Here is a 24,807-nt window from a genome sequence, read left to right as displayed (position 1 = left end):
TATTAACGATAATTTTAATAAACATTACAATCTTTTCTTCTACTTCGGAAAACTAACTTGATACTGCTTCGGAATAGCAGTTTCTTTTTTTAGCTTTGCAGCTGCTTCCAATGCCCAATAAGGATTTCTCAGCATCCCTCTTCCAACTGCGACAAGACCTGCATCCTCGTTACCAATCACGGCGTTTGCCAATTCTGGTTCATCTAATCTTCCGACAGCAATTACTGGAACATTTAGTGCATGCTTAATTTCTCTTGCTAATGGTACTTGATATGCAACGTGAGTCCCTGGTTTTCCATGTGCTGCAATCGGCCCTTCTCCCCCCGCACTAATATGGAACATATCGACACCTGCAGCCTGATAAACGTTTGAAAATTCTATACTTTCTTCAATACCATAACCACCCTCAACATACTCTTTCGCAGATATACGCATAATTAATGGCATGTCCTCTGGCATTTCACCCTTTGCCGCTTCAACAACTTCCTTGCCAAACTTTGTTAAATCCTTGCCATACTCATCAGTTCTTTTATTAGTGTAGGCAGACTGAAATTCATGAATTAAGTATCCATGTGCCCCATGAAGTTCAATGGCATCTACTCCGGCTTTAACAGCAAGTTGTACAGCACGACGGAACTTTTCTACCATTTCTTTCACTTCATCTGTTGAGAGTTCCCTAGGTGTTTTGGAATTTTCATCAAAAGGGATTGCCGATGGAGCAACAGGCTCATCCGCATCTTCAGCTTTTCGTCCCGCATGTGCAATTTGAATGCCAACTTTCGCTCCATGTTGATGACAGGCTTCAACAATTCTTGCTATGGCAGGTATTTGATCATCAGACCATAGCCCTAAATCATAATCAGAAATCCGACCATCAGGCTCAACATCTGTCATTTCAATAATAATGAAACTCGCTCCCCCAATCGCCCTGCTTACATAGTGTACAAAGTGCCAATCTGTAGCAATTCCATCTTTGTTTGTCACGGAATATTGACACATCGGAGGCATCACAACACGGTTTTTTAGTTCTAAGCCTTTTATCTTGTATGGGGTAAATAAATGTTCCATTAAAACATCTCCTATCTTTTTATTAGCAATTAACATTCTTTCGTAAAATGAACCCTTCTTTTCTTTGCTTGAACTTTTGAAGTGAGGTTTTACAGACGGTTACTCAACGTGACAAATAATAGAATGTTATGTACGGGAAAAAGAATGTACAATTTTTTGCTTTTTATTCAATGCATGCACATGCATACAATAGTAAAAATACGAAATATCGTCAAACATTTAAGCTTCGACCGAATTTTGAATATAAAAACTCCCTTAGTCAAAAGCATCATGGGAGCTGTTTACATATTTTTTTGATTTTGAAGAAGTAAATCCTCTAGCTTATTTTGAAAATCCGTTTGGTGTAATTCACTTGCTAGGGTTTTTTGAAATGTAATTAATGCACCTTCAAATTTGTTTTTGCCAATTTCAGTTATTGATGTATAAATATTTCTACGATCATGCGGACAGCTTTCTCTTTTTAGTGCCCCACAGCCTTTTGCTTCAAATCTAGCAACAAGCCTTGACATAGCACTTTGGCTTAATCCAACCATATTTTGTAATTGTTGTAACTTCAACTTTTTTTCGGGAGCTTTATTTAAAAATAGAAGTACATAAAATTCTTTTAACGATAATTGATGTTCCCGTTGCATAGCTGCTTCTAGCTCATTCGAAATTGTTGTGTAGGTACTCGTTAAAGTAAGCCAAGAAGATATAAGATTGCTATTACCATTTTGCTCCATTTTAGTCACCACCTGTAATGGCCGATTGATTCGAATTCGTGTTTATAATTTTAACATATGAAATAATAACATACTTACCTAATTCTCATATCAGCTATATAGAAGTATCTACACGTCTTATCAGCTTATTCCTTTATACCACCAACGATATAATGGAATCACTGTAATGATAAAGCCCAAATAAAACTACCTTATTGTCACGGTGTTTTCGCATAAAAAAGGGAGGGGCTTAACCCTCCACTACTAACTTCTCTTGTTCTGATGGACTCTTTTTTTCTTTTGTTAAAGTAAAGAAAGCGATAGAACCGATAAAAGAAGTAGTAAATAATGCTGCTCCCATCGGTACTGCTGTTGTCTCATCAATCCCAACAAGGGGAGCAATGATTGATCCAACAATTAATGGAAGCATGCCTAACACAGCACTTGCGCTACCTGCTCGATGACCTTGGTGTTTCATCGCGAGTGTAAAGGTACTTGTTAGGATTATCCCTATTGTAAACATATGAATGAATATCGGTATCACCAGCATTGCTAGCGGTCCTTCAATTATTGTCATGATCAACAGTAAAGAGTTCGCACTTAAAGAAATAATAACACCAGTGCGAAGTAAGATTCTTTCATGAATAATACCACTTAAGCGACCTACAAGAAAACTTCCTGAAATAATAGCTAAACCATTAATACCAAATAATATACTAAATACTTGAGGGGATACATGATAGATGTCCTGGTACACGAATGGAGTTCCTGCTACATACGCAAAAGTTCCCCCCTGAACAAAGCCAACTACGATGGCATATCCAATAAAAGAACGATCCTTTAATAAACTTCCCATCGTCCGAACTGAGTTTCCAATCGAACTCGGTATTCGTTTTTCTTCCGGTAAAGTTTCCTTTAATCTGAAAGCAACTGTTAAAACAATAGCGAGTCCGAACAAACATAAAAAGAGAAAAATCGTATGCCACGTTGCAAACGGCAAAAGTAAGATTGATCCACCAGCTATTGGTGCAATCATTGGTGCCGTTGCATTTATCACCATTAAAAAGGCAAAAAATTTCGTAAGCTCGCTTCCACTAAAAACATCACGAACAACAGCACGGGACAAGACAATTCCTGCTGAAGCAGTCAAACCTTGCAAAAACCTCGCTCCAACTAATACCGTAATATTTGGTGCAAGTGCACAGAGAAGCGATGCTAACGAGAATAAGGTGATGAACAACAAGATGGGCTTTCTTCTACCCTTCGCATCACTAATCGGTCCAACAATCATTTGCCCAATCGCAAGCCCAATCAAAAACGCGGTTAAACTAAGCTGTACAAGTGAAGCACGAGTTTCTAAATCATTTGCTATTTCTGGGAAACTCGGTAAATACATATCAATATTGAAAGGCCCTAACATACAAAGCATACCAAGTAATAAGGCCAATCCTACTCTCTGTTTTCCTGTTGGATTATGCAGCATGGAGTCACGTTTCTCTTGGTGAATAACCAACACCTCCCCTAACCTTATATATTATAAATGATTATATTCAGTAAGTAAAAAGAGGCGGCCCCAAAAGCAAAGGGACAGCCTCTTTTAATCTTGTGACCGCTCTTTCGATTCTTCCCCATTTTTTCCTTCATAGCGTAATCCCCAGCTAGTAAGTGCAGCAATTAGCATCACAATAGCTAAGAACCACCCTTGAAAAACAAATGGAAATACGGCCAATGGCTCTACTACTGGCAACCATTCATACTGATCCTTCATCAGTTTAATGGTAGACCAGCCTAATAATACCGGTGCTCCCCACGGAAATATATAACCAAGGGCTGACGTAACCGCATCGAGCATATTCGCCCTGCGATAACGATGAATACGGTATTTTTCCCCTAATTCTCTCACGAACGGGGCTGCTGCAATTTCTGCTGCTGTATTAATCGTAATTGCGCTGTTCAACAGAGCAACGATTCCCCATATAGCAAGCTCAGCGCGACGTATTGAGGACTGAATCCATTTTACCAAGCCTTTTGTGATAACTTCCATTGTTCCACCTAGACGTAGTAAATGAGCGGCGGCAACAATAAGTAGAATAAGAATCGCCATATTCATGTACCCAGACACTCCATTGATTAGAGCCCCTTCCACAATAGCGTCAGAATCTGGATTAAATCGGATAATATCACTGAACTCCCCTAAATTCAACATAACAATGAGTGGGATGGCTGTAACTATTCCCCACGTCAATGATGTAATCAAATGGTGCCCTGTCAACGCTAGAACAAGGACAATCACAAATGGAACTAACATAATCAACCCAAATGGATTTGTCGATTTGATCATTTCTGATATTGCAGTTTCAGTCGTCTGTGCAGTTCCTCCGCCACCAAAGATGGCGAACAAAATAGTAGCCGGGACTGCTGCAACAATCGAATACTTAAAACGTGAACGGACAACACCGGGTACATCTGCATCTTGGGTAGTGGCAGACACAATCGTTGTATCGGATACAGGCGCTAAGTTATCTCCAAAGACTGCCCCAGCCAATATTGCAGCAAAAAGCATAACTGGCTCTGCTCCAACTGCAATTCCCGCTGGATACATTAACGTACAAAAAGCGACTGTAGTACCGTACCCTGTTCCAACAGCTGTTGAAAACGTTGCTGCTAGAAGAAAGGTAAGTGCAACAAATAGCCCACCGGTTAGTCCTGTTATGGCTCCAATCCAAACAAGTCCCTCAACAAGTCCTCCGACCTGCAACACCTGGGCAAACATTCCTGCATAAAACCAGGCCACCATCGCAATAACACCAATTGGTTGAGCTAAACCGTCAAATAGTCCTTGGGCATAATCTTCCCACTTACTTTTACAAAAAAAGAGACCCAGAGCTAAACCAATTACGGCACCCATCACCAATCCAATTTCAGATGACATTTGAAGAACACTTGTTGTAATAGCCCAGATAACAAAAAATAGCAGCGGAATCACTGCCCCAAATGCACCTACTCGAAATTCTAATTTTTGTACACGTCTATCTCCTGTAGCACGTGCTAACTCCTCACTTTTATTCGACATTTTGTACCTCCTGCTGTTAACTTTCGTTTATACTTCATCCAACCTCACATATAAACTCTCCGTTAATAAAAAAATACCATAAGTCCATTTTATCAAAAAAAAGGACATGAATAGAAATGCAACTTATGTAAAGTAAATGTTATCACTATTCACTACGTGATGTGAATAATGATAACTACCACAGCTTTCACAACTGTGGTAGTGTCAAAATTATATGCTTTCATATCTTTTTGAAAAAGACAGGTACCATACTAAGACAAGTGTCTTTTTTGGGGTTTCTGACTAAGTATGATTTAAAATTCACTTCAAGGCTATTTAAATTAGGATAGTTACACCCACTAATTTAAATTCACATCTAAATCATGTACCACAATAGGTTTGATAAGGACGAGCTGATGCCGGAGGTGGTGAGCAGTAGTCCTCCTGCTCAGGAGAGTGAGCATATGGGTTGGAAAGAACATCAAGAAGCCGCTCCATCACACGATAATCCCCTTCTTCCACGGCAGCTTCAAGTGCCTCTTCTACTCGGTGGTTACGAGGGATAACTGCAGGATTGCTGTTCCGCATCAATTCATGTGAAGCAGCGTCAGATTCCTGCTGCCTATCTATTCTCGCCTGCCACTTTTCCTTCCACTTCGAAAACTCTGGCGTCCCAAACAGGACAAAATCCTCCGGTGCATGAAAAGTTAAAGCGCGGAAGGTGTTGGTATAATCTGCACGATATTTCTTCATCATCCGCAGAAGTTCTTCAATAAGGGATTCATCCTCTTTTTCTTCATTAAAAAGCCCTAATTTCGCTCTCATTCCTGCAAGCCAATTAGACTGATACAGGTCCATATAGGTTGAAATCTCATTTTGAGCAAGTTCAACAGCCTGATCCTGATCTTCATCCAGAAGTGGTAATAGCGACTCAGCAAAACGCACAAGATTCCATCCTCCTATAGGTGGTTGGTTTTTATAGGCATAGCGCCCTTGTACGTCAATAGAACTGAATACCGTTTCCGGATCGTACGTATCCATGAAGGCACAAGGACCATAATCTATTGTTTCACCACTAATTGTCATATTATCGGTGTTCATCACACCGTGAATAAAACCAACTAACTGCCATTTAGCAATTAGCGCAGCCTGACGCTTAATCACTTTTCGAAGCAGGCTAAGATATCGATCCTTATCCTCTGCTACGTCTGGAAAATGACGATTTAACGCATAGTCTGCTAGAAAACGGAGATCTTCTAATGTCCCCCATCTTGCAGCGTATTGAAAGGTACCAACACGTAGATGACTGGCAGCTATACGTGTTAAAATTGCACCAGGAAGTTTGGTTTCACGGATGATGTCCTCCCCGGTCGTCACCACTGCTAAACTTCGAGTGGTAGGAATTCCCAAGGCATGCATTGCTTCACTTATGATGTATTCTCGTAACATCGGCCCAAGTCCTGCTCTTCCATCACCACCACGAGAGTATGGCGTTCTGCCTGAACCCTTCAACTGAATATCAAACCGATCATTTTTAGGAGTAATCTGTTCACCTAGCAGGATTGCCCGGCCATCCCCGAGCATAGTAAAATGTCCGAATTGATGTCCTGCATAAGCTTGCGCAAGCGGGGAAGAACCTACAGGAATCTGATTTCCACCAAAAACTTGTTCCCCACCTTCACTTTTTAAATCATAGACATCCAACCCTAGAGAGTCTGCTAATTCTTCATTGAAAATAACCAATTTTGGTGAGCTGACAGGGGTGGGATCGACATTCGAGAAAAATGTCTCCGGTAGACGAGCATAACTGTTGTCTAAATTCCATCCTGTTTCTAGCTTCTCTTGATTTGCCATTGTTTCCCTCCTTTTCTTTTTACCTATTTTTTATTGGATAAAAATTGTGCAGTTCTGGGTATAGTGTAACAAAAATTGCTCCCTTTTTAGACTCTGCTTCTGTCAATTTATTATCCAAACAATTTAAGGAGTCAGCCCCCCTACTGTGAGGGGTCTGACCCCTTCTGTGGACATTTGTCCGTGTGTGGAGGACACTGGAATGATTTATCCTTGGTCTATTTTTTCTTTTATCTTCATGAACCAGTCTTCTTCTGTGGTTTCTGATCCGAGGGTGGATTGGGTGTCGCTGTATAATCCATGGAAGTCTGAGCCTCCTGTTTTTATTAGTTGATATTCATTCGCTATTTCCAGTGCCCGTACTCTATTCTCATGATTGTGAAGTGGATGATTAATTTCAATGCCCTTTAGGCCCGCTTCTACCAACTCAGAAACAGCAGAGAAATTGTCAAATTGACCAGGATGGGCTAAGACAGGAATTCCACCAGCCGCTTTAATGACACGTATAGCGTCAAACACATCGATATATGTGATTGGAACATAAGCAATGCCAGGCTCATGCCCTGGCCCTCCTCTAGAAAACAATTTCTTATACAATGCACCGAAAATTTCGTTCGTATAACCTTTTTCGAGTAAGGCATGCATTATATGCTGCTTATATACACCTGTTCCCCCCTCACAGTGAAGTGAAACCTCTTCCCATGATATCGAATAACCTGCTTCAATCAATTTCCTAACCATTTCATAAGATGCTTGATGTCGTTTCTCAATAAGTGGCTGACATAATTGGTAAATGGCGTCATGACCTGGTGTCACATATAGGCCTAAAATGTGGGCGCGTCGATTTCGTTTAAAGTCGTATGCAGATATTTCAATTCCAGGGATAATTTCTACACCTTGTTCTTTACCAATTTCAATCGCCAGTTGTAAACCAATCGTTGTATCATGATCCGTAATTGCAAGATGTGTAACCCCTTGTTGTTTTGCTTGTAAAATTACTTCTTCTGTCGAAAATGAATTATCAGAGATTTTGGTATGGCAGTGCAAATCTATTTTCATTTGATCAACTCCGTTACATAACTAACTCCATGCTGCTCAAAGCCTAACGATTCGTAAAAAGCATGGGCTTCTGTTCGCTTACCATTACTGGATAACATCAGCTTATAACAATCATTTTGCCCAGCAATTCTAAGTGCTTCCTCCATCATTTTCTTCCCGATTCCCAGTCGTTGAAAGCTTGGATGAACCACCACATTCTCTAATACCGCAAATTTCAATCCACCATGAGCAAAATTATCAACGATTAGTAAAGTGAACGTTCCTACCATCATATCTTCATGGGGTACCGTAAATACTTTATAAAATGGGTATTCTGCTAAACGTTCAAACATCAATTCAGCATCCCTAAAAGAGATGACATCCTCCTTGTCTAACTCCTTTAAAAGCATCACATAATCCCTAAGTTCACTTTGTTTTAACTCCTGAATTTCCATAACATTCTCCTTTACCATTACGTTAAATACTAACCTTTTTTTCCAGCATGCCCTCAGACAAATTGTAATGGTGGTCAATAACTGTTTCCATAAAGTCTAAATCATGAAAAATTCCAATCATCGTTGTTCCAGCTTCCTTGAGCTGTAAAATCATTTCTTTTACGGATTGTTTCGAATGATTATCCAAAGATGCAGTCGGCTCGTCTAACAATAGTAATTTAGGACGCTTCACCATCGCTTGAGCAAGATTCAAACGTAGTTTTTCTCCTCCACTAAACGTTCTTGGAAAAGAATCCCACAAGGACTCCGGTAGATGGAAATGCGTCAATATTTCTTTCGCTCTTTCCTTTGCGGGTTCAGCTTCCTCCCCCATTTCCATAATGGCATCCACAACAATTTCAAGTGCTGTAACTCGAGGCATGACGTTAAGAAATTGAGAAACATAACCAATTTCATTTTTCCGTATAGCAATCATTTGCCGCTCAGTAGCTGTAACTAAGTCAATTGTGCCGAATTGAGATGAGCTATAATAGATTTTCCCTCCTGAAGGGGTATACGTTCGATAAATACTCTTTAACACCGTAGATTTTCCAGCACCACTTTTACCGGTAACCCCGATAAACTCCCCCTTCTTTAAAGAAAAGTTAATACCATTACAGCCTACAATATGTTGTTCATTAAAGTGATGCATGTGAAAAACCTTCTGTAAATCTTCAACAACGAGTAGCTCTTTCATCGGTTTTCCTCCTCTATCCTCTAACTATCTTCGTATTTTTTTACAAATGTCTCAATATCCGTTAAATCAGCAAAACGCGCTTCTAATGTTGACCGATCCCAATTCCACCAAGCAATCTGTAGCAGCTTTTCCACGATATGCTGTGAAAAACGCATCCGAATTGGTTTGGCTGGTACACCAACAGCAATCGTGTACGGGGCTACATCTTTTGTAACGACTGCACCTGCCCCAATTACCGCACCGGTTCCGACTGATACACCTGGCATAACAACCGCTCCATGGCCAATCCAAACATCATGACCAATTGTCACCTGATGCTCTTTTCTCCAATCAAAAAATTCAGTATCATCCGTTTCCGCAAATCCATACCACCTTCTTCTATACGTAGCATGGTGTTGGGTCACTCGCCACATCGGATGATTGCCTGGGTTGATTCGTACATGAGAAGCAATCGAACAAAATTTTCCAATATCCGCGTAAATAATTTGGGCATCACCAGCCGTATAACTGTAAGCCCCAAAATTCGTTTGATAAATAAAGGAGTTTGATCCAATATCGGTCCATTCCCCGAGACAACAATCCTTCACTATGGCTGTTTCATGAATAGTTGGTTCTTCGCTTAGTTTTTTGTCTTCCATCATCCGACCTCAGACTCCTGAAATGCTTGCACGGGTTGCTGGTAATTCATTTCACAAACAACATTCCCATTTACCAAAACCACTTCAATAACTGGACGTCGATCGTCTTCACTAATCAGTAATAGGTCTGCTTTTTTACCAATTTCAATCGAGCCTACTTCATCATCAAGATTTAATGCTTTGGCTGGATTTAATGTAACTAGATTGATTGCTTGAGAGATTGGCATGTTTTGATGATATAACTTAAAGACAGCATGGAGTAAAGAAGACGGATAATAGTCGGAACAGAAAATATCGACAACGTCGTGGTTAACTGCTTCCATCGCTGATAAATTGTTACTATGTGACTTTCCAAGCAATGCATTCGGTGCACCCATCACAACAAATAAGCCCATCTCTTTTGCTTGTTTTGCAACGTCTAATTCAATTGGAAATTCACTAATGCTCGTGTTCCACTCTTTCACAACAGCAAGTTTTTCGACTGTATCATCATCATGCGATGCTATTGGGATACGACGCTCGTGTGCCAAATCCGCTAAAGCCTGTAATACATGGGGCTCTAGTTTTTTTTGCTTAACACTATCATTCATCAGTTGCTCTGCTTCTTCTTCTGTATGATGGCGATGCTCCATTAAAAATTTCTTATGAAGCTCCAAATCTCTAAACTGTCCTTGGCCTGGTGTATGATCCATGAATGATAATTGGTCTATTTTATTATCCTTTATCAGCTTTTGTACTTTTTCAACCGCAGCAACGTTTGTGATCTCGTATCTCAGGTGTGTCTTATGTCGAATTAAATGTTGCCCGAGCGCCAATCGTTTAATATCATCAATGACATCTAAAACTGTATCTGTACATCGAATCCATTTACTTGCATGGTCTTCCAGCAATGAAAGCGAGTGATAGATCGTTGTAATACCTTCCCCAACCAGCTTCTTTTCTAATTCATAGAAGGATACTTCAACTGGAAAATTACTACCTGGTCTTGGCTCTAATTCCAATTCTATCGCATCACTGTGCGAATCAATGAATCCTGGTGTCACCCATTTTCCTGACGCATTAATATCCTGTTCACGAATTTCCATCGGGGCTTCACGAGCTATATCAACTATCCTACCTTGATCAATCCGAATCGTTCCGTTTTCAATAACTTCTGTCGGTGTCACTATATTTGCATTGTAAATGGTTATTTGTTTATTCATAATCCACCTCTGTTTTTAAAATTGGCTCTTCATATTCTTTATTTTTTTACTACGCAGTTGACACATAATGCGCAACAAAAGATGATTTATCATAAATCTAATGAAAAAAAGAGTGCATAACCGACGCTGTGGAAAAACACTCGCTTTCCGTGGGCAACGCCTCAGCCTCCTCGGAAGAAAACCGCTTCCTGCGGTGTCTTCACCTGTTGCTTTTCCCACAGGAGTCTCGCATTTTTCCACAGCTTGGATTTGTTTTTTAATAAGTGAGAACTATCCAATTGCTGTAACGAAGCTTTGATACCATTTCTTTTAATTAAAATTAGTTATTTTATGAAACTTCCACGATCAAGCGGTGGAAGCACATGTAGAGTAATCGAAAAGATAAACCAATTTCTTATGTGAGATGTAATGGTGTCGGTGCTTGCCTGAGGAGAAGACATCCACGTAATGTGAATTCCAGTACTTACACATATGATTAATCGAAGAATCGCTTTTAGCGTAGGCAGAATACGCAGACTCCTTCGGGAACAGCACGTGTCCGAAGACCCCGCAAGAAGCGTTCTTTGCTTCTGAGGAGGCTGAGGCCGTGCCCGCGGAAAGCGAAGTATTCTGCCGAAGCGATATCCCAGCACTATTTTAATTTCACTGTACTGCGTATTAATCGTATACTGCACATTATAGGGTTTGTGAAATTTAAGGTTATGAAATCACAATAATGAATGAACTAACTGCTGAGTATATGCATGCCCGGGGTCTTCCAAAATTTGATCAGTTAGTCCCTGCTCGACGACACGCCCATACCTCATCACCATCGTCCGATCTGCCAACATCCGAATAACACCTAAATCATGCGAAACTACAATCATACCAACACCAAATTCTCGTTGAATTTTCCGAATCAAATCCAATACTCTCGCTTGTACAGACAAATCTAATCCTGTTGTTACTTCATCTAATAACAACACCGGTGGGTTATTCGCCAAAGCTTTAGAAATTTGAACCCGTTGCTGCATCCCACCACTGAAATTCTCAGGTAATTCATCCATACGCGAGATAGGAATTTCTACATGATTCAAAAGCTCTGAAGCACGGTCTCGTATATTTCCAACGTGATAGGTTCCAGCAGCAATTAATTTCTCAGCAATATTCCCGCCACTCGAAAAGGACATTTTCAAACCCATCCAAGGATTTTGATACACCATCCCCATTAAATAATTGCGGATATACCGCTTTTGCTGTGCTGATACCGAGAATATATCTGCTTCTCCACCCTTATAATCAGAAATAGTAGCTGTTCCAGATGCAATTTCTTCATCAAAGTATAAGCTTTTTACTAATGAACTTTTTCCTGAGCCGCTTTCACCAACAATTCCAATAATTTCTCCTTTATATAAATCCATTCCAACATCAATACATGCCCAGACACTTCCACAATGAGAGCATCTATTTGAATTTACAGGTAACATTTCTGGAGTTTCACAATGTTTGCAGCCTTGGCCATAGCGCTTATTCAGGTTTCTTACTGATAACATCGGCTGCTCTTCCATGTACGTAGCTGACGTTACAACCATTACAATGCCTCCCTTTCTCGTTGCCTCGTATTGCAATAACCCGTGTCAGAGCATTGATAAATCTTTTCTCCTGTTTTCGCGTCATAAATTTCATCTAAAAAAGAATCTGTACATCCACATAAATGACAGGTGAAGTGTTCAAAATTTTCCACTTCAAACGAATAATCTAGAAACTCCAATGGCTCTACATCTGTATAAGGAGGAATGGCATATATTTTCTTTTCTCTTCCAGCTCCGAATAAGTACAATCCCTCGGCCTGGTGAAGCTTTGGCACATCATAACGAGGAATCGGACTCGGATTAATAATGTATCGATGGTGAACCATGCTTGGATAGTCAGCGCCAATCGTAATTTTTTTCCATTTTACAATATCTTCATATAATCGTAGCCAAATACTGCTGTAATCCATTTCCGCATGAAGCCTTTTCGTAACCTTTTCTTTTGCCTCTGTTCGTCTCAAAGGCTCTGGTAAAGGGACTTGTAATACGAGAATCTGATCGTCTCTAAGCGGAATTTCAGGAACACGATGCCTTGTTTGGATGACAGTTGCATGTTCGGAATCATCTGTTGTCGTCACATTCGAACAGCTTTCCACTAGTCTTTTAATACTAACCGCATTGACGCTGTCATCGTGCCCTTGATCAATCACCTTCAAACTATCCTCATCCCCAATGAGCGATAAGGTTAGCTGCAGACCACCTGTCCCCCATCCTCTTCCAATTGGCATTTCTCTAGATGCAAAAGGAACCTGGTAGCCAGGAATTGCAACAGCTTTTAGTGTGGATCTTCGAATTTCTTTTTTAGACCCTTCATCTAAAAAAGCATAGTTATACTCACGTTCTAGTTGGATACTCATTAGAATCGATCCTTTCCTTGTCATATATAATTCGGTTTATCCTTTAGATCCTGTCTCCACTTTTGATTCCTTTTGTGCCTGACGTATGCGATCTAGCATCGACTGGAACGTAATATAATGAGGAAGCTTTAAATGAGAAACAAACCCCTGAGCCTCAACACTATCTATGTGTAGTAGCACAAACTCTTCATCCTGAGTTGGTGATTGACCTTGTGTTTCCAGGCTTCGTTCTAAAATGGCCATTGCTATTGCTTTTACCTCGTTTTGACCAAACGTTAAACCATAACCAAGCATAAATTCTACGTCACCTTGGTTATTTTGAGTAAAAGAGTTAACGGTTTCTACTTCTGTAAGCTTTAGTTCGCCAATATAAATTGAATCCTCTTCCTCATCAGCAAACGGATAAGGAATATGCACTTCCGAATAACCTACACGAAGTTCACCGATGGTTGGGTGTACTGCTCCATATCCACGCATACTACTGTATGCCAATGCTGTCATTGCCCCTGTTTCACCTCTTGACAACAACTGTAAGCGAGCAGATCTTGGTGCAGGGAATGCCAATTTTTCACGTGTTATATCAAATGGTTCTACCTCGTCTATTTTTCGGTTGGCAACCAAGCCTTGTTCTCTTAATAAATCCATTACTTTTGGAAAGCTAGGAGTATCCATCTCCGTATCAAGCTCCAGTGCAAAGTCCTCCAAAAACTGTTCCACTGCTCCACTTTCGTTACGTAAATCAAAATTTAACAGTCGATGAGTATAATCATAAGTCGGGCCAAGTACTTGACCACCTGGTATATCTTTAAAGGAAGAAGATATCCTTCGAATGCCCCTCATTTCACCAGGGTCAGTTATCATAGAATAATGGTTTCTTGGCAATGTAGAACGATAAGCACGTAACAAAAATGCTGCCTCGTGCACGTCTCCTTCCGTTTGTTTTAATGCAAGAGCAGCATACTCTGGAGCATAAAGTCCTCCTTCTCCCATCACACGGTCGACTAACAGCCTCATTTGACTTTCTATTTCTTTCACCTCTATTGCTCGCTCTGCATCTTTCAACCGATAGGAATGAACGAGTTTATTCGCATTTTCAATGGCTGTTCTACCACCAGTAACTGCTACATATCCCATTTATTCTTCCTTCCTTTCTATCACCGTAGTGCGGGGGATTGCCATTATCTCTCCAGCTGTGGTCGTTAGGATAAAATCAACGCCAATAGGATATTCGCTATTGATGATTTGTCGTTGCTTTATCCATGCTATCGGTAAGCCTTTGACATAACACGTTGTTACACCGTTTATTCCTGGTCCACTTAAATGAAAAGCTTGCCTTTTGTTTTGATCAATTGAGAGTTCATCGACATGAAGAATGATGGTCGCACTTTGATGTGGATCCTCTAAGGTCCCTTTTTTTACTAGACTCATTAATTGATATATTTTGTCCTCACCTAAATTCTGATTGATAAAAAGGTAATCGGTATTTTCTATGGATGCCTGTTCACTAAATGTCTTCCATTTTAAATAGTTATGGACGCGATTGCTCTGATCTGAAATAAGATGATAGGACACCTCTCGATCAACTAAGGTAAGCGCAATGGCAAGTAGTGTTGACAACCCGTCCGGAAAGTCATTTAGTTTGCGCGTAACTGATTGAATGGACTGAATTTTTCCTGGTCTTGCCATACAATCTAATAGTTTTCGATAAATATATTGTGTATCATGCGTCGTATCAAATACGTTATAATCAGCTTTTATCATTGTAATCCTCCATCGTATCAAAATGAACTTTTGTCCGATTTGCAGAAATTAATTCCTCTTGTTGACGGTTTTGGATGTTTATCTCTTCCTGTAAAAGATCAGGAATCCAGTCTTCTATCATTGGCAATTTACAGTTAAAAGCAGCATCTACTACAGCAATTTGATAAGCACGTTCTGCTTCTTCTCCCATAATGACACCCATACCAAACACGCCATCAATGGAAACCGTACATTCGGTTACTAGTGCTTCTCCCATATAAAATGGGTTCATTGATATGGAGTCTTTCGCTTTTACCATCACTAATCCAGGTGCTGGCTGTTTTTCAACCTGGACCGAGACAGTAGCTTCTACTTGAATAGCCAATGATGTTAGTAATGCAGGATTTCCCTCGACCAATATTTTCGTTAATCTCGCTTTTTTCATAATTTCTCCTTTCTACTATTATGAATTTAAAATTCAACAACATATTGCTGCATATCTCCTCTGATTCGCGAAATGCTGTACTCTATAGGTGTACCATTGGGATGATTCATAATGCTTTCCATTTGGATAATCGGAATGCTTTCAGGTATTTCTAACAGAGCGGCATCCTTTAACAATGGTAGAATTGCTTGAAACATAGATTTAGAGCGAATTGGACGTAAGTGATAATGATCTAGCAAAATTCGATATAGGGAATCAAAATCTTGTAAGTATCGATTGAAATATGGAAATTCATCCATTGGTAAACTCGTTGTAGTTACAGATATGGCTTGATCATTGATATATCTCACAATTTCAAGCCGATAGATTTTTTCTGAAGCCGTTAACTGTAACTGCTCTTGTTCTCTTTCCGTTGGATAGTTTTTTTTCCAATCAATAAGCTTTCCTTTGTGTTGTACCCCTTGACTGTCCATGTTTTCGGAAAACCTTGTTCGAGATGAAAGGACATATGGAATGGTTTTAGGAATCTCATTCACGTAGCAACCCTTTCCTTGCACCGGTGTAACCCAGCCTAGGTTGGTAATGCGCCCAATTGCCTGTCTAGCAACATGACGAGCGACATTAAATTGTCCACAAAGCATATGCTCGGATGGAATCTTTTCCCCCACTGCATACGTACCATTTCGGATCATTTGAATTAAATACTCAGCAATTTCCAAATGATTCACTTCTTGCTTATCGATACTATTCATTTTCACCTCTCCCTCCTAAAACCTATTACAATTTCAATCTAACTTATTAACAAGTAACGATGGTTAAATCAGTGTTAAGAAACCGTTAATTAATGTAAAGTTCATAGTAGTGCGTGTTCAAAAAGTCGGTAAATTAGAAGCAAGCAGATCAAGGCGGCGAAGCTTCTGAGGACCGGACTTGCACAGGATGTGCTGACTTCTACGTTGTGCACAGGACGTGCACGTTCTTAGTAGAAGCTCCCCTGATGCTTTCCCTACATGAGAACCGGAAGAACGAGCCAACGAAGAGATGCGCCGCTTATCATTTGGTGATTTTTTGAACATCCTCTAGTGTTGATGCGTCTGTTAAACGAAAAAAAAATCGTATGTAGAACTTCCACATACGATTTTTTTAGATTACTGTTCAAACTGTTTTCAAATGTCGCTTAATCCGAATCGCCACAACCTCAAGAAGAATAGCAAATATCAGGATGTAGAAGGTTATCGTTCCAACCTCTCTTAAGTCAAGATAGAAGGTACTAGCCATGAACATGTCATATCCAATTCCTCCAGCCCCAGCTGCTGCTCCCATTGCGACCGCTACACCAAAATTTATTTCAAACCTTAAAAATGACCACGATACTAGATAGGTAATGGTAGAAGGAATTACCGCTTGCCAAACAATTTGCCACCAATTAGCCCCACTTGCTCTAAGTGCTTCAATCACACCTTCATCTAATTCTTCAAAAGATTCTGAATAGGCTTTAATTAGATAGCCTACCGAGTGAAACGTCATACCGATTACCGCTGCAACACTTCCAAGTCCTGCTGATACAGCAAAAATTAATACCCATAGGACAGTTGGGACCGCCCTTATGAACGCAACGAAACTCTTGATCATGTTAGAGACTCTTACTGTTGATAAATTTTGAGCAGCAAAAAGCCCTAAAAACAAAGAAATAATTGCCCCTATCAACGTAGTAAGTAATGCTAAACCAATCGTAATAAATACTTGATGTAATCCTTCAAGAAAATTAAAATGACTAAAATGAGCCTCCGTAAACATCACACGAAAATTAGCAATACTAGCTGCTATTCCTTCTATTAAACCGACATCCTTATAATCGAAAGTCAAAAAACCATAAATAGACAGTAACACTAAGGATAGCAAGGTCAACCTAATTACTATTGTTACCTTGTTTAATGGCTTCACTTTGATCGGTTTGTCCCTATTCACTAATTCGCTACTAGTTTTTGTTGTGACTGTATTTTCCACACTCATTACAATATCACCCTTCTAATGTAATTTGACAGGCTTTCTAGTAGTAAAATAGCAATCACTATAGTAACGACTACTAAGCTCGCACTATTGTAGTCTAGTGATTTGTAGTAAAGGTCAAATGAAAATCCAATCCCTGTACCGGTTAAAATGCCAACTAGCGTAGCACTTCTTATATTGGTTTCGATCATGAACAAAAGCCAGCTTAACATTTGCGGTGCACTTGATGGTATAACTGAATGAATAACAATCGAACTATAGCTAGCACCGGTTGCCCGCAATGCTTCTACTGAGTTATTACTTACCTCATCAATGGTTTCAATAAATGCTCGAGTTAAAAAACCAAAGGATACAAAGAATAATGCAAAATATCCAGTTAAAGCACTCTGTCCAAACGAGAACAGCAAAATCATGGACCAAACAGCAACATCAATATTCCGGAAAAGCGTTGCAATAAATCTACTAATAGTAGCAAAGAATGTATTTATTTTAGTCGTATTCGAACCAAAAATAGCAAAAATCAAAGCGAATATACCTGCAATCGTTGCGGACGCAATCGAAATAAGTAAGGTCTCTATTAATTTCTCCATAATGTTAGGTAATTTTTCTAAAGAGCTTTGTGTAGGGTAAAAGTTTGAAATCCCCCATCTAAACGCTTCCGGTACTGAAGTAAATCCGTCCATAACATTGTATTCAGTAATAATAATGGCACCATAAGTAATCGCAAGAAAGAAACAGAAAAGTAGAATGGAGTTCAGTCTTTTTTTAAGAAAAAATTTATCCTGCATAATCCGTATCCTCACCAAGGTCCATAATTAAGTCTCCTGCTTCTGAACCATAAATGTGATGAATTTCTTCCTTTGTTATATGCCTAGGAGAACCGTCATACACCACACTACCCTTACTAACTCCTATAATCCGATCACTATACTTAAGCGCCACATCAACTTGGTGGAGGTTAATTAACACCGTTATCCCCATTGATTTTGAAATATCTTTTAAATAATCCATAATTACTTTAGAAGCATTTGGATCTAAGGATGCGATTGGCTCATCACAGAGAAGCATCTTTGGATTTTGAATAAGTGCTCTTGCAATCCCAACACGTTGCTTTTGACCACCACTTAATTGATCACTTCTTTTATACACTTGATCTTCCAAACCAAGAATATTTAATAGTTTTAGTGCCTGCTCTTTTTCTTCACGACTGTATATTCCTAACGCTCCAGTTATCGCAGACTTATAACCTAATCGTCCATGCAAAATATTTTCAATCACAGAAAGCCTATCTACCAAATTATAGTGCTGGAAAATAATACCAATTTTTGTTCGAAGATTTCTTAATTCTTTTCTTTTTAATCCCAATGCATTTACCCCATCAAAAACTATTTCTCCGTTACTCGCATCAATCATTCGATTAATACAGCGAAGGAGAGTTGACTTTCCCGCGCCAGATGGACCGATAACGGAAACAAACTCCCCTTCTCTCACAGAGAAGTTAACGTCTGATAAGGCTATGGTATTATTACCGTACTGTTTAGATACATCATGTAGTTCTAATAACATAGTCATTATCGCAACTCCTCTCCCTGTTGCATGTATTATTTAGATAATTCTCTAATTGGATCAAACCAAGAATCGTCAACTTCTAAGAATCGTTCATCTGCAGACTTTTCAAACAATCCGCCTTTCTCCGCATCTTCTGGAACAAAAATTTCTTCATTGTTCGCAACCTCATCCGATGTCATTACTTCTAGAATAGCCTCCTGATCCTCTTCACTAAGTGTTTCTGTGTTCATTGTAAATGGTGCGTTTAATACAGGTGTTACAGAAATAACAACAAATTCTTCTCCTGGTACAGTATTAAAAGGCTCAGCAGCATCATCTTTTACTCGATAAACAGCACCTGGTCTATTCTCTGTTCCATCCACTAATTCTACATAGTTATTGACACAAACATCGCAAAACGCAGCAACATCAGCTTTATCAGTTAGTAAGTTAACAGCCGACCCTTGGTGTGAGCCTCCATAAAGCACTTCACTAAAGAAAGCTCCACCTTCTAACAAATCTTCTTGCGTTAAATCCTTAAATTCGTCCATTTCACCAAAGTAGGAAACAATCCCAGCTGAAGGAACTTTAAAACCAGATGTTGAGCTGTTTGATACGAAAGAGAACTTTTTATCTACTATATTATCGATTGAGAAGCCTTCCCCATCTTTATAATTTGTTTCATTGCCTTTTTTTACATTTAGCCAGCTGTGATAAACAGCGTCATCCAATGTTCCAGATGAACCACTTGCTACGACAACTGGAAGGACTTTTTCATTTTTGGCATGCGCTTGTACATAACCTTGTGCACCCATAAACGCTAAATCTGCATTTCCATTTGCTAAAGATTCAATAGCAACAATGTAGTCTGTAGTAGTTTGATGTTCTACCTTTTTCCCAGTTGCATCTTCGATTACTTTTCCAATCGCTTCCCGGGCATCTTTTAAATCTGCACCTGATTCATTTGGATACCATGCCATCGTTAACGTATCATCACCAGTATTTGCTGAACCCTCTGAAGAACAAGCCGTAACTATCAAAAGCATTAAAATCGTCAAGCTAAATAATGCAGCTTTTTTCATGATAAATATCCTCCCCATTTAATAGATGAAATTTTTAATTCGGTAATTTACTATGTAAGAAAATCTGTTTGGTGTTATATCTTAGTAAATCTCCCTCCTTTTTCAAGCCACTTTCAGAATCTGTTTGTTTGTCTTTCCTGTTACCTACTATAAGCTCCTAAAATTAATTACATATAAACTATCTGTAAAAAAGAGGTAAACCCATGTAAAAAATATGTAAGTTTTGTAAAAGGGAGGGACAGAGGGAGGGACAGAGGGACAGGTTCCTTGTCCCATTTTGAAAATGATGTAAAATAAAAAAAGCTCCAACCCCCTTCTTAATAAAGGAATTGAAGCTTCTTATATGGTACTAGGTGCTATCTGTAGGGACAAGGAACCTGTCCCTCTGTCCCTCATATGGATTTTAATGCTTCTTTAATTGGCGTATCTCCGCCTACTAATTGAAATTCTTTGCCGATTGTTGTCTTATCCTCTAAACAGCCAAGTATAACGCTTGCGACATCCTCTCGAGAAATCTGTCCTCTCTCGACTTCGGTAGCTGCCTCTACTTTTCCAGTTCCTTTGTCATTCGTAAGTCCTCCTGGATGGACAATCGTGTAGTCCAAGTTCGTTGACCTTAACCATGCATCTGCATAATGCTTTGCTGCAACATATGGAGCAAAGGATGAAGAAGCTTCCAGTATTGCTTCACGGCGAGTATCAAAGGAACTAACCATTACAAATCGTTTTACACCAGCTTGCTTTGCTGCTTCGATCGTTTTTACGGCACCATCTAAATCAACCATGATTGTTTTATCTTTTCCTGTATGTGGACCTGAACCAGCAGTAAATACGATGGCATCTACTCCCTCAGCCGCTTTTGCGATATCATCGATTCCCTGTTCCAAATCCACCACTACTGTTTCCGCACCTAAATCTTCAAAATAGGATGCCTGCTCTTGTTTACGAATCACCGCTTTCGCTTCAAGTTTTTCACTATCCTTAATAAATGTAACAAGGTGTTTTCCAATTTGACCATTTGCACCAACAACAAGAACTTTCAACTTTTTCACCCTTTCTAAATTTTAAACATGACTACCTGGAATTTGGACATTCAACCATATATTGTATTATATATTCATCCTAAACCGTACAAACATTTATGTCCACAGAAGAGGTCTGAATAAAAGCACCTCTGCTAACTTTAGTAACCCAATGCCCAATAACACCATATATATATTATAACTAATCACTTTTAATGGAAGGGGCATCCTATGAACAACTACAATATTGGCAATGGAACACCTATTAACACGAATGTGTATTTTGATAAAAATCGCCTATATTTTAATAAATGGGAAATGTATAAATTGTTAGCCCCGTATGATTTTCCATTTCATATACCTTATACAAATTATTTTTCACAACTGACGTTAAACGAATTCACGTACAGAAAGAAATCTTTTTATATAAAGCCAGTCGATACGTGGTCTGGTATTAGGATTACGCTTGTTAATCCCGTTAATAGCGGCTTTGTTCTGAAATATCCTAATGGGTCTGGTGAGTTCTTCCCCAATCATGAAATGTTAACGCAATACTTAACGCAGCAATATACAAATACGCATGCGATTATTCAAGATCACGCGCCAATCCTGACATTCGATAACCGAGCTTTTGACATTCGCGTCCACGTGCAAAGAGATGAAAATGGTAATTGGTTGCATGCTGGAGATTTAATTCGTATTGGCGGTAATGAATCAATTGTTTCCAACTTATTTTCTAATGGCGGCGGTGTTGTAGAAACAGATTTCGTTTTAAAAAAATTATTTCCATCTTTTCATGCCAACATGATCAAAGAAAATTTAGCAACATCTGCTTTAGGAATTGCTCATCTGCTCGATTATTATTATGCCTTTATCGATATTGGAGTAGATTTTGGTATTGACTTAGAAGGTGAATTGTGGTTGTTGGAAGTAAATACAAACGATCGAAATGGCCAACCGGCTTACAAACTATTTAAAAAATTACCGAACAAGAGCATCTATAAGCAAATGGTTGCAAGAGACAAACGCAGAAAGAAAATCTGGAAGAAGAAAAAAATTTTCTAAGTTAACCCCGGATTTTTTGAAATCCTCTAATAGTACTCAAATTTACCCTAAGAAAAAATATCGCTACCAATAATAGATAGCGATATTTTACATACTTAGGAGACAGGCCATTAGTAGAGAATGAAGCTCCTACTGATGGCAGTTTCCGTTTATTTTGCTAATTGATAAATTTGGTACACATCGTCCTGATAGAGTTTAACAAAGTTACCACGCGGACCATTTTCTGTTGCCTTTTTAGCCATTTCTTCAAAATGTTCATCGCCTATTTCAGCATCCTTTAGTGTGACCGGCATTCCTATCGAACGGAAGAATTGTTCTGTTTTCTCAATACCGGCTAAAGCTGTTGCTTCTAGATTATTCAAGTCAATTTCGACATCCCATACACGATTCGCAAATTGAGCAAATAGATTAATATCATGCTTGTAAACATACTTCATCCACGCTGGGAAAATAATTGCTAAGCCAGCTCCATGCGTAATATCATAAATACCACTGAGTTCATGCTCAATATCATGACTTCCCCAATCACCGATTCTGCCAGTATTCAATAAATCATTATGTGCAATCGTTCCTGACCACATAATCTCTGCTCTCGCATCATAATTCTCCGGTTCTTCTATCACTGTATGAGCATTATTAATAATCGTTCTCAAGGTAGCTTCACATAAACGATCGGTTAATTCTACATGCTTCTCGTTTGTGAAATACCTTTCCAGTATGTGTGCCATCATATCGGTAACACCAGCAGCAGTTTGGTAGGCTGGTAATGTATATGTAAGGACCGGATTCAATATGGCAAACTGTGGTCTCAATTTAATATGGCCAAATGCTCGCTTATACCATCCATCCTCATTTGTGACAACTGTTCCTGCACTGGATTCACTTCCTGCAGCTGGAATTGTCAGCACGACACCAAGCGGTAAACAGTCTTCAACTGCCGCTTTTCCTGTGAAAAAGTCCCACACATCACCGTCATATTTTGCTCCGGCAGCAATGGCTTTAGCTGAATCAATTACACTACCACCACCGACAGCAAGAATAAAGTCAATATTATTTTCTTTACATAGGTTCACACCTTCTCGAACAAGACTAACTCTTGGATTTGGCATTACTCCACCTAATTCGTGTACGTCTACTCCTTGTTCTTTTAGAGAATCTACAACCTTGTCATATAAGCCACTTTCTTTTATGCTTCCGCCTCCATAATGTAAAAGAAGCTTTTTCCCATAAACGACAGACTCTTCACCTACTACATGCTCCTTATCCTTACCGAATATAATCTTCGTCTTATTATCAAAAACAAAATCCTGCATGTTATCCCCTCCTTTCTCTATTTTACTATTTTTATAAAAGCAAATCCAAAGAAAACGGTTTCTGGGACATAGGGACAGGTTCCTTGTCCCAACCGCATTAGCGCACTCGATCAATAACACTTTTCGATATACCTGTTATTCTTGAAATTTGCCGAATGGTTACACCGTTCAATTTCTTTAGTTCCAAAATAATAGCATCTCTTGTTTGCTTGTCCATCTGTTGTAATGTAGAACTGTTAACTCCTAAATTAACTAAATAGTTTTTAACTTCGCTATCAGACATTCTTACTTTGATGGAATCATCTAAACATTGATCTTCGTTTACCATTTGCATATAATCCGTAAATAATTGGGTGGCTTTAGTTCTATCTGTGGAAAACAAATGAAGCGCTAATTCAACATCTACTAGATTGGCATTATTATAATATTCACCTATACTAGTCCATTCACATGTAAATACATCGTTTGACAATCCAGCTTTGAGGGGATTTTGGTGGATATATCGTAGTACGGTCAAAAAGTAACGGCTAGTCTCTACATTCTCACTTTTAAACCTATCCTGAAATAAATGTCCGCTGCGTTCGTATTTGTAGTTGTACCAATAAACATAACTTGCACTTATCCGCTGAATAACTTTAGATACGGTCTCCTCCGTCTCTCTTAACAATAAATGAATGTGATTATCCATCAAACAATAACCGTATATCTGGATTTTACTGCTATCTTTAAACCTTTTTATCGTTTCTAGAAACCTCTTCTTATCTAGCTCATCTTCAAAAATTGTTTGTCTGTTTATTCCACGTAACATAATGTGATAGATTCCATTGCGGCTTTTCCTTCTTGGGCTTCTTGGCATAAATTCAATCACCTCTATTTAGTTTTAAGTATTTGTTTTTCCGTACACTCAGGTTCTGTATAAAAGGAAATGTTTGAAATTAGATTTTAAGGGGTAGATAATTCGTTAAAAACCAATTAGTATTGGAGAAAAAAAGTCTTGCTTCCCATAAAAGTGCGTGTTCCACAAGTCGACGAATTAGAAACATGAAGGTCGGGGCGGCGTAGTTTTATGGACCAAAGGTAGGCTGTTTACTGCATGAGGATTGGAAAACAAACCAACGATCAAATTCACCGTTTATCATTTAGCGACTTTTTGAACTGCCTCTAAAAGGAATAAAAGAGGACTTTCCGAGAGTCAGTGGTATAAGTGGTTTTATTTTCATATAAATATTTCAACACACACATAAATATTTCAACACACAAAGGGAAAATCCTTCTACTTATCCTATTTTTATAGGGAACTGGGACAAGGAACCTGTCCGAGATCACTGAAAAAGTCACCTTTTTTTAGCTAACTTTTAACTCTTCATCCGAATCGGAGCTAAAGTTATTCGATTTTGAAAAAATTAATAATAA

24 protein-coding genes are annotated in these 24,807 nt (G+C 39.0%); 1 reads left to right on the top strand and 23 read right to left on the bottom strand.

The window, feature by feature from the left end; translation table 11 throughout:
* Positions 1-39 precede the first annotated feature (39 nt).
* From JOC48_RS18910 to JOC48_RS18810, 21 genes are all read right to left on the bottom strand, one after another.
* Positions 40-1,068 (bottom strand): NADH:flavin oxidoreductase/NADH oxidase, encoded by a 1,029-nt coding sequence (locus JOC48_RS18910; protein WP_204501968.1) that lies wholly within the window; start codon positions 1,066-1,068, stop codon positions 40-42.
* A gap of 281 nt (positions 1,069-1,349) precedes the next feature.
* The gene (locus JOC48_RS18905; RefSeq protein WP_204501967.1) at positions 1,350-1,790 is read right to left on the bottom strand and encodes a MarR family winged helix-turn-helix transcriptional regulator; all 441 of its coding nucleotides are present in this window, start codon (positions 1,788-1,790) and stop codon (positions 1,350-1,352) included.
* Positions 1,791-2,019: 229 nt separating this feature from the next.
* Positions 2,020-3,252: a Bcr/CflA family efflux MFS transporter gene (locus tag JOC48_RS18900; protein WP_204501987.1), complete on the bottom strand. Its 1,233-nt coding sequence runs from the start codon at positions 3,250-3,252 to the stop codon at positions 2,020-2,022.
* A gap of 114 nt (positions 3,253-3,366) precedes the next feature.
* Positions 3,367-4,842 (bottom strand): Na+/H+ antiporter NhaC family protein, encoded by a 1,476-nt coding sequence (locus JOC48_RS18895; protein WP_204501966.1) that lies wholly within the window; start codon positions 4,840-4,842, stop codon positions 3,367-3,369.
* Between the two features lie 360 nt (positions 4,843-5,202).
* Complete coding sequence (locus tag JOC48_RS18890) at positions 5,203-6,675, bottom strand: protein adenylyltransferase SelO (RefSeq protein ID WP_204501965.1); 1,473 nt, start codon at positions 6,673-6,675, stop codon at positions 5,203-5,205.
* Between the two features lie 204 nt (positions 6,676-6,879).
* The gene (locus JOC48_RS18885; RefSeq protein ID WP_204501964.1) at positions 6,880-7,731 is read right to left on the bottom strand and encodes a PHP domain-containing protein; all 852 of its coding nucleotides are present in this window, start codon (positions 7,729-7,731) and stop codon (positions 6,880-6,882) included.
* On the bottom strand, positions 7,728-8,165 hold the full coding sequence (locus JOC48_RS18880; protein ID WP_204501963.1) for a GNAT family N-acetyltransferase: 438 nt from the start codon (positions 8,163-8,165) through the stop codon (positions 7,728-7,730). The genes JOC48_RS18885 and JOC48_RS18880 overlap by 4 nt, the downstream gene beginning before the upstream one ends.
* A gap of 22 nt (positions 8,166-8,187) precedes the next feature.
* The gene (phnL, locus tag JOC48_RS18875) at positions 8,188-8,901 is read right to left on the bottom strand and encodes a phosphonate C-P lyase system protein PhnL (protein WP_204501962.1); all 714 of its coding nucleotides are present in this window, start codon (positions 8,899-8,901) and stop codon (positions 8,188-8,190) included.
* Between the two features lie 20 nt (positions 8,902-8,921).
* Entirely contained in the window at positions 8,922-9,542 is a 621-nt protein-coding gene (locus tag JOC48_RS18870) for a DapH/DapD/GlmU-related protein (protein ID WP_204501961.1), read from the bottom strand.
* Positions 9,539-10,741, bottom strand: coding sequence for a phosphonate metabolism protein PhnM (gene phnM / locus JOC48_RS18865; protein ID WP_204501960.1), 1,203 nt, complete (start codon positions 10,739-10,741; stop codon positions 9,539-9,541). Before phnM ends, JOC48_RS18870 begins: the two co-directional genes overlap by 4 nt.
* A gap of 707 nt (positions 10,742-11,448) precedes the next feature.
* A complete protein-coding gene (locus JOC48_RS18860) occupies positions 11,449-12,312 on the bottom strand; it encodes an ATP-binding cassette domain-containing protein (RefSeq protein WP_239584480.1) in 864 nt (287 codons plus the stop codon).
* Complete coding sequence (locus JOC48_RS18855) at positions 12,312-13,169, bottom strand: alpha-D-ribose 1-methylphosphonate 5-phosphate C-P-lyase PhnJ (RefSeq protein ID WP_204501959.1); 858 nt, start codon at positions 13,167-13,169, stop codon at positions 12,312-12,314. Before JOC48_RS18855 ends, JOC48_RS18860 begins: the two co-directional genes overlap by 1 nt.
* Positions 13,170-13,205: 36 nt before the next feature.
* The gene (locus JOC48_RS18850; RefSeq protein ID WP_204501958.1) at positions 13,206-14,303 is read right to left on the bottom strand and encodes a carbon-phosphorus lyase complex subunit PhnI; all 1,098 of its coding nucleotides are present in this window, start codon (positions 14,301-14,303) and stop codon (positions 13,206-13,208) included.
* Positions 14,304-14,930 (bottom strand): phosphonate C-P lyase system protein PhnH, encoded by a 627-nt coding sequence (gene phnH / locus JOC48_RS18845; RefSeq protein ID WP_204501957.1) that lies wholly within the window; start codon positions 14,928-14,930, stop codon positions 14,304-14,306.
* Positions 14,917-15,354, bottom strand: a complete 438-nt coding sequence (gene phnG / locus JOC48_RS18840; RefSeq protein ID WP_204501956.1) for a phosphonate C-P lyase system protein PhnG — start codon at positions 15,352-15,354, stop codon at positions 14,917-14,919. The genes phnH and phnG overlap by 14 nt, the downstream gene beginning before the upstream one ends.
* A gap of 26 nt (positions 15,355-15,380) precedes the next feature.
* The gene (locus JOC48_RS18835) at positions 15,381-16,106 is read right to left on the bottom strand and encodes a GntR family transcriptional regulator (protein ID WP_204501955.1); all 726 of its coding nucleotides are present in this window, start codon (positions 16,104-16,106) and stop codon (positions 15,381-15,383) included.
* 403 nt (positions 16,107-16,509) lie between these two features.
* Complete coding sequence (locus JOC48_RS18830) at positions 16,510-17,367, bottom strand: PhnE/PtxC family ABC transporter permease (protein WP_204501954.1); 858 nt, start codon at positions 17,365-17,367, stop codon at positions 16,510-16,512.
* Positions 17,367-18,152 (bottom strand): PhnE/PtxC family ABC transporter permease, encoded by a 786-nt coding sequence (locus JOC48_RS18825; RefSeq protein ID WP_204501953.1) that lies wholly within the window; start codon positions 18,150-18,152, stop codon positions 17,367-17,369. The genes JOC48_RS18830 and JOC48_RS18825 overlap by 1 nt, the downstream gene beginning before the upstream one ends.
* Entirely contained in the window at positions 18,142-18,936 is a 795-nt protein-coding gene (gene phnC / locus JOC48_RS18820) for a phosphonate ABC transporter ATP-binding protein (RefSeq protein ID WP_204501952.1), read from the bottom strand. Before phnC ends, JOC48_RS18825 begins: the two co-directional genes overlap by 11 nt.
* Before the next feature lie 29 nt (positions 18,937-18,965).
* Complete coding sequence (locus JOC48_RS18815) at positions 18,966-19,994, bottom strand: PhnD/SsuA/transferrin family substrate-binding protein (protein WP_204501951.1); 1,029 nt, start codon at positions 19,992-19,994, stop codon at positions 18,966-18,968.
* Positions 19,995-20,386: 392 nt separating this feature from the next.
* Positions 20,387-21,037, bottom strand: a complete 651-nt coding sequence (locus JOC48_RS18810) for an SDR family oxidoreductase (RefSeq protein WP_204501950.1) — start codon at positions 21,035-21,037, stop codon at positions 20,387-20,389.
* 210 nt (positions 21,038-21,247) lie between these two features.
* On the opposite strand from JOC48_RS18810, the gene JOC48_RS18805 reads away from it, so the two are divergent.
* Entirely contained in the window at positions 21,248-22,081 is an 834-nt protein-coding gene (locus JOC48_RS18805) for a YheC/YheD family protein (RefSeq protein WP_204501949.1), read from the top strand.
* 149 nt (positions 22,082-22,230) lie between these two features.
* Here JOC48_RS18805 and JOC48_RS18800 read toward each other — a convergent pair whose 3' ends face one another.
* The gene (locus tag JOC48_RS18800; protein WP_204501948.1) at positions 22,231-23,394 is read right to left on the bottom strand and encodes an iron-containing alcohol dehydrogenase; all 1,164 of its coding nucleotides are present in this window, start codon (positions 23,392-23,394) and stop codon (positions 22,231-22,233) included.
* A 97-nt stretch (positions 23,395-23,491) separates the two neighbouring features.
* The gene (locus JOC48_RS18795; RefSeq protein ID WP_204501947.1) at positions 23,492-24,250 is read right to left on the bottom strand and encodes a transposase; all 759 of its coding nucleotides are present in this window, start codon (positions 24,248-24,250) and stop codon (positions 23,492-23,494) included.
* Between the last annotated feature and the right edge of the window lie 557 nt (positions 24,251-24,807).

It is taken from the genome of Aquibacillus albus (assembly GCF_016908325.1).
Lineage (GTDB): Bacteria > Bacillota > Bacilli > Bacillales > Amphibacillaceae > Aquibacillus_A > Aquibacillus_A albus.
This window is presented reverse-complemented; position numbering and strand designations above follow the sequence as displayed.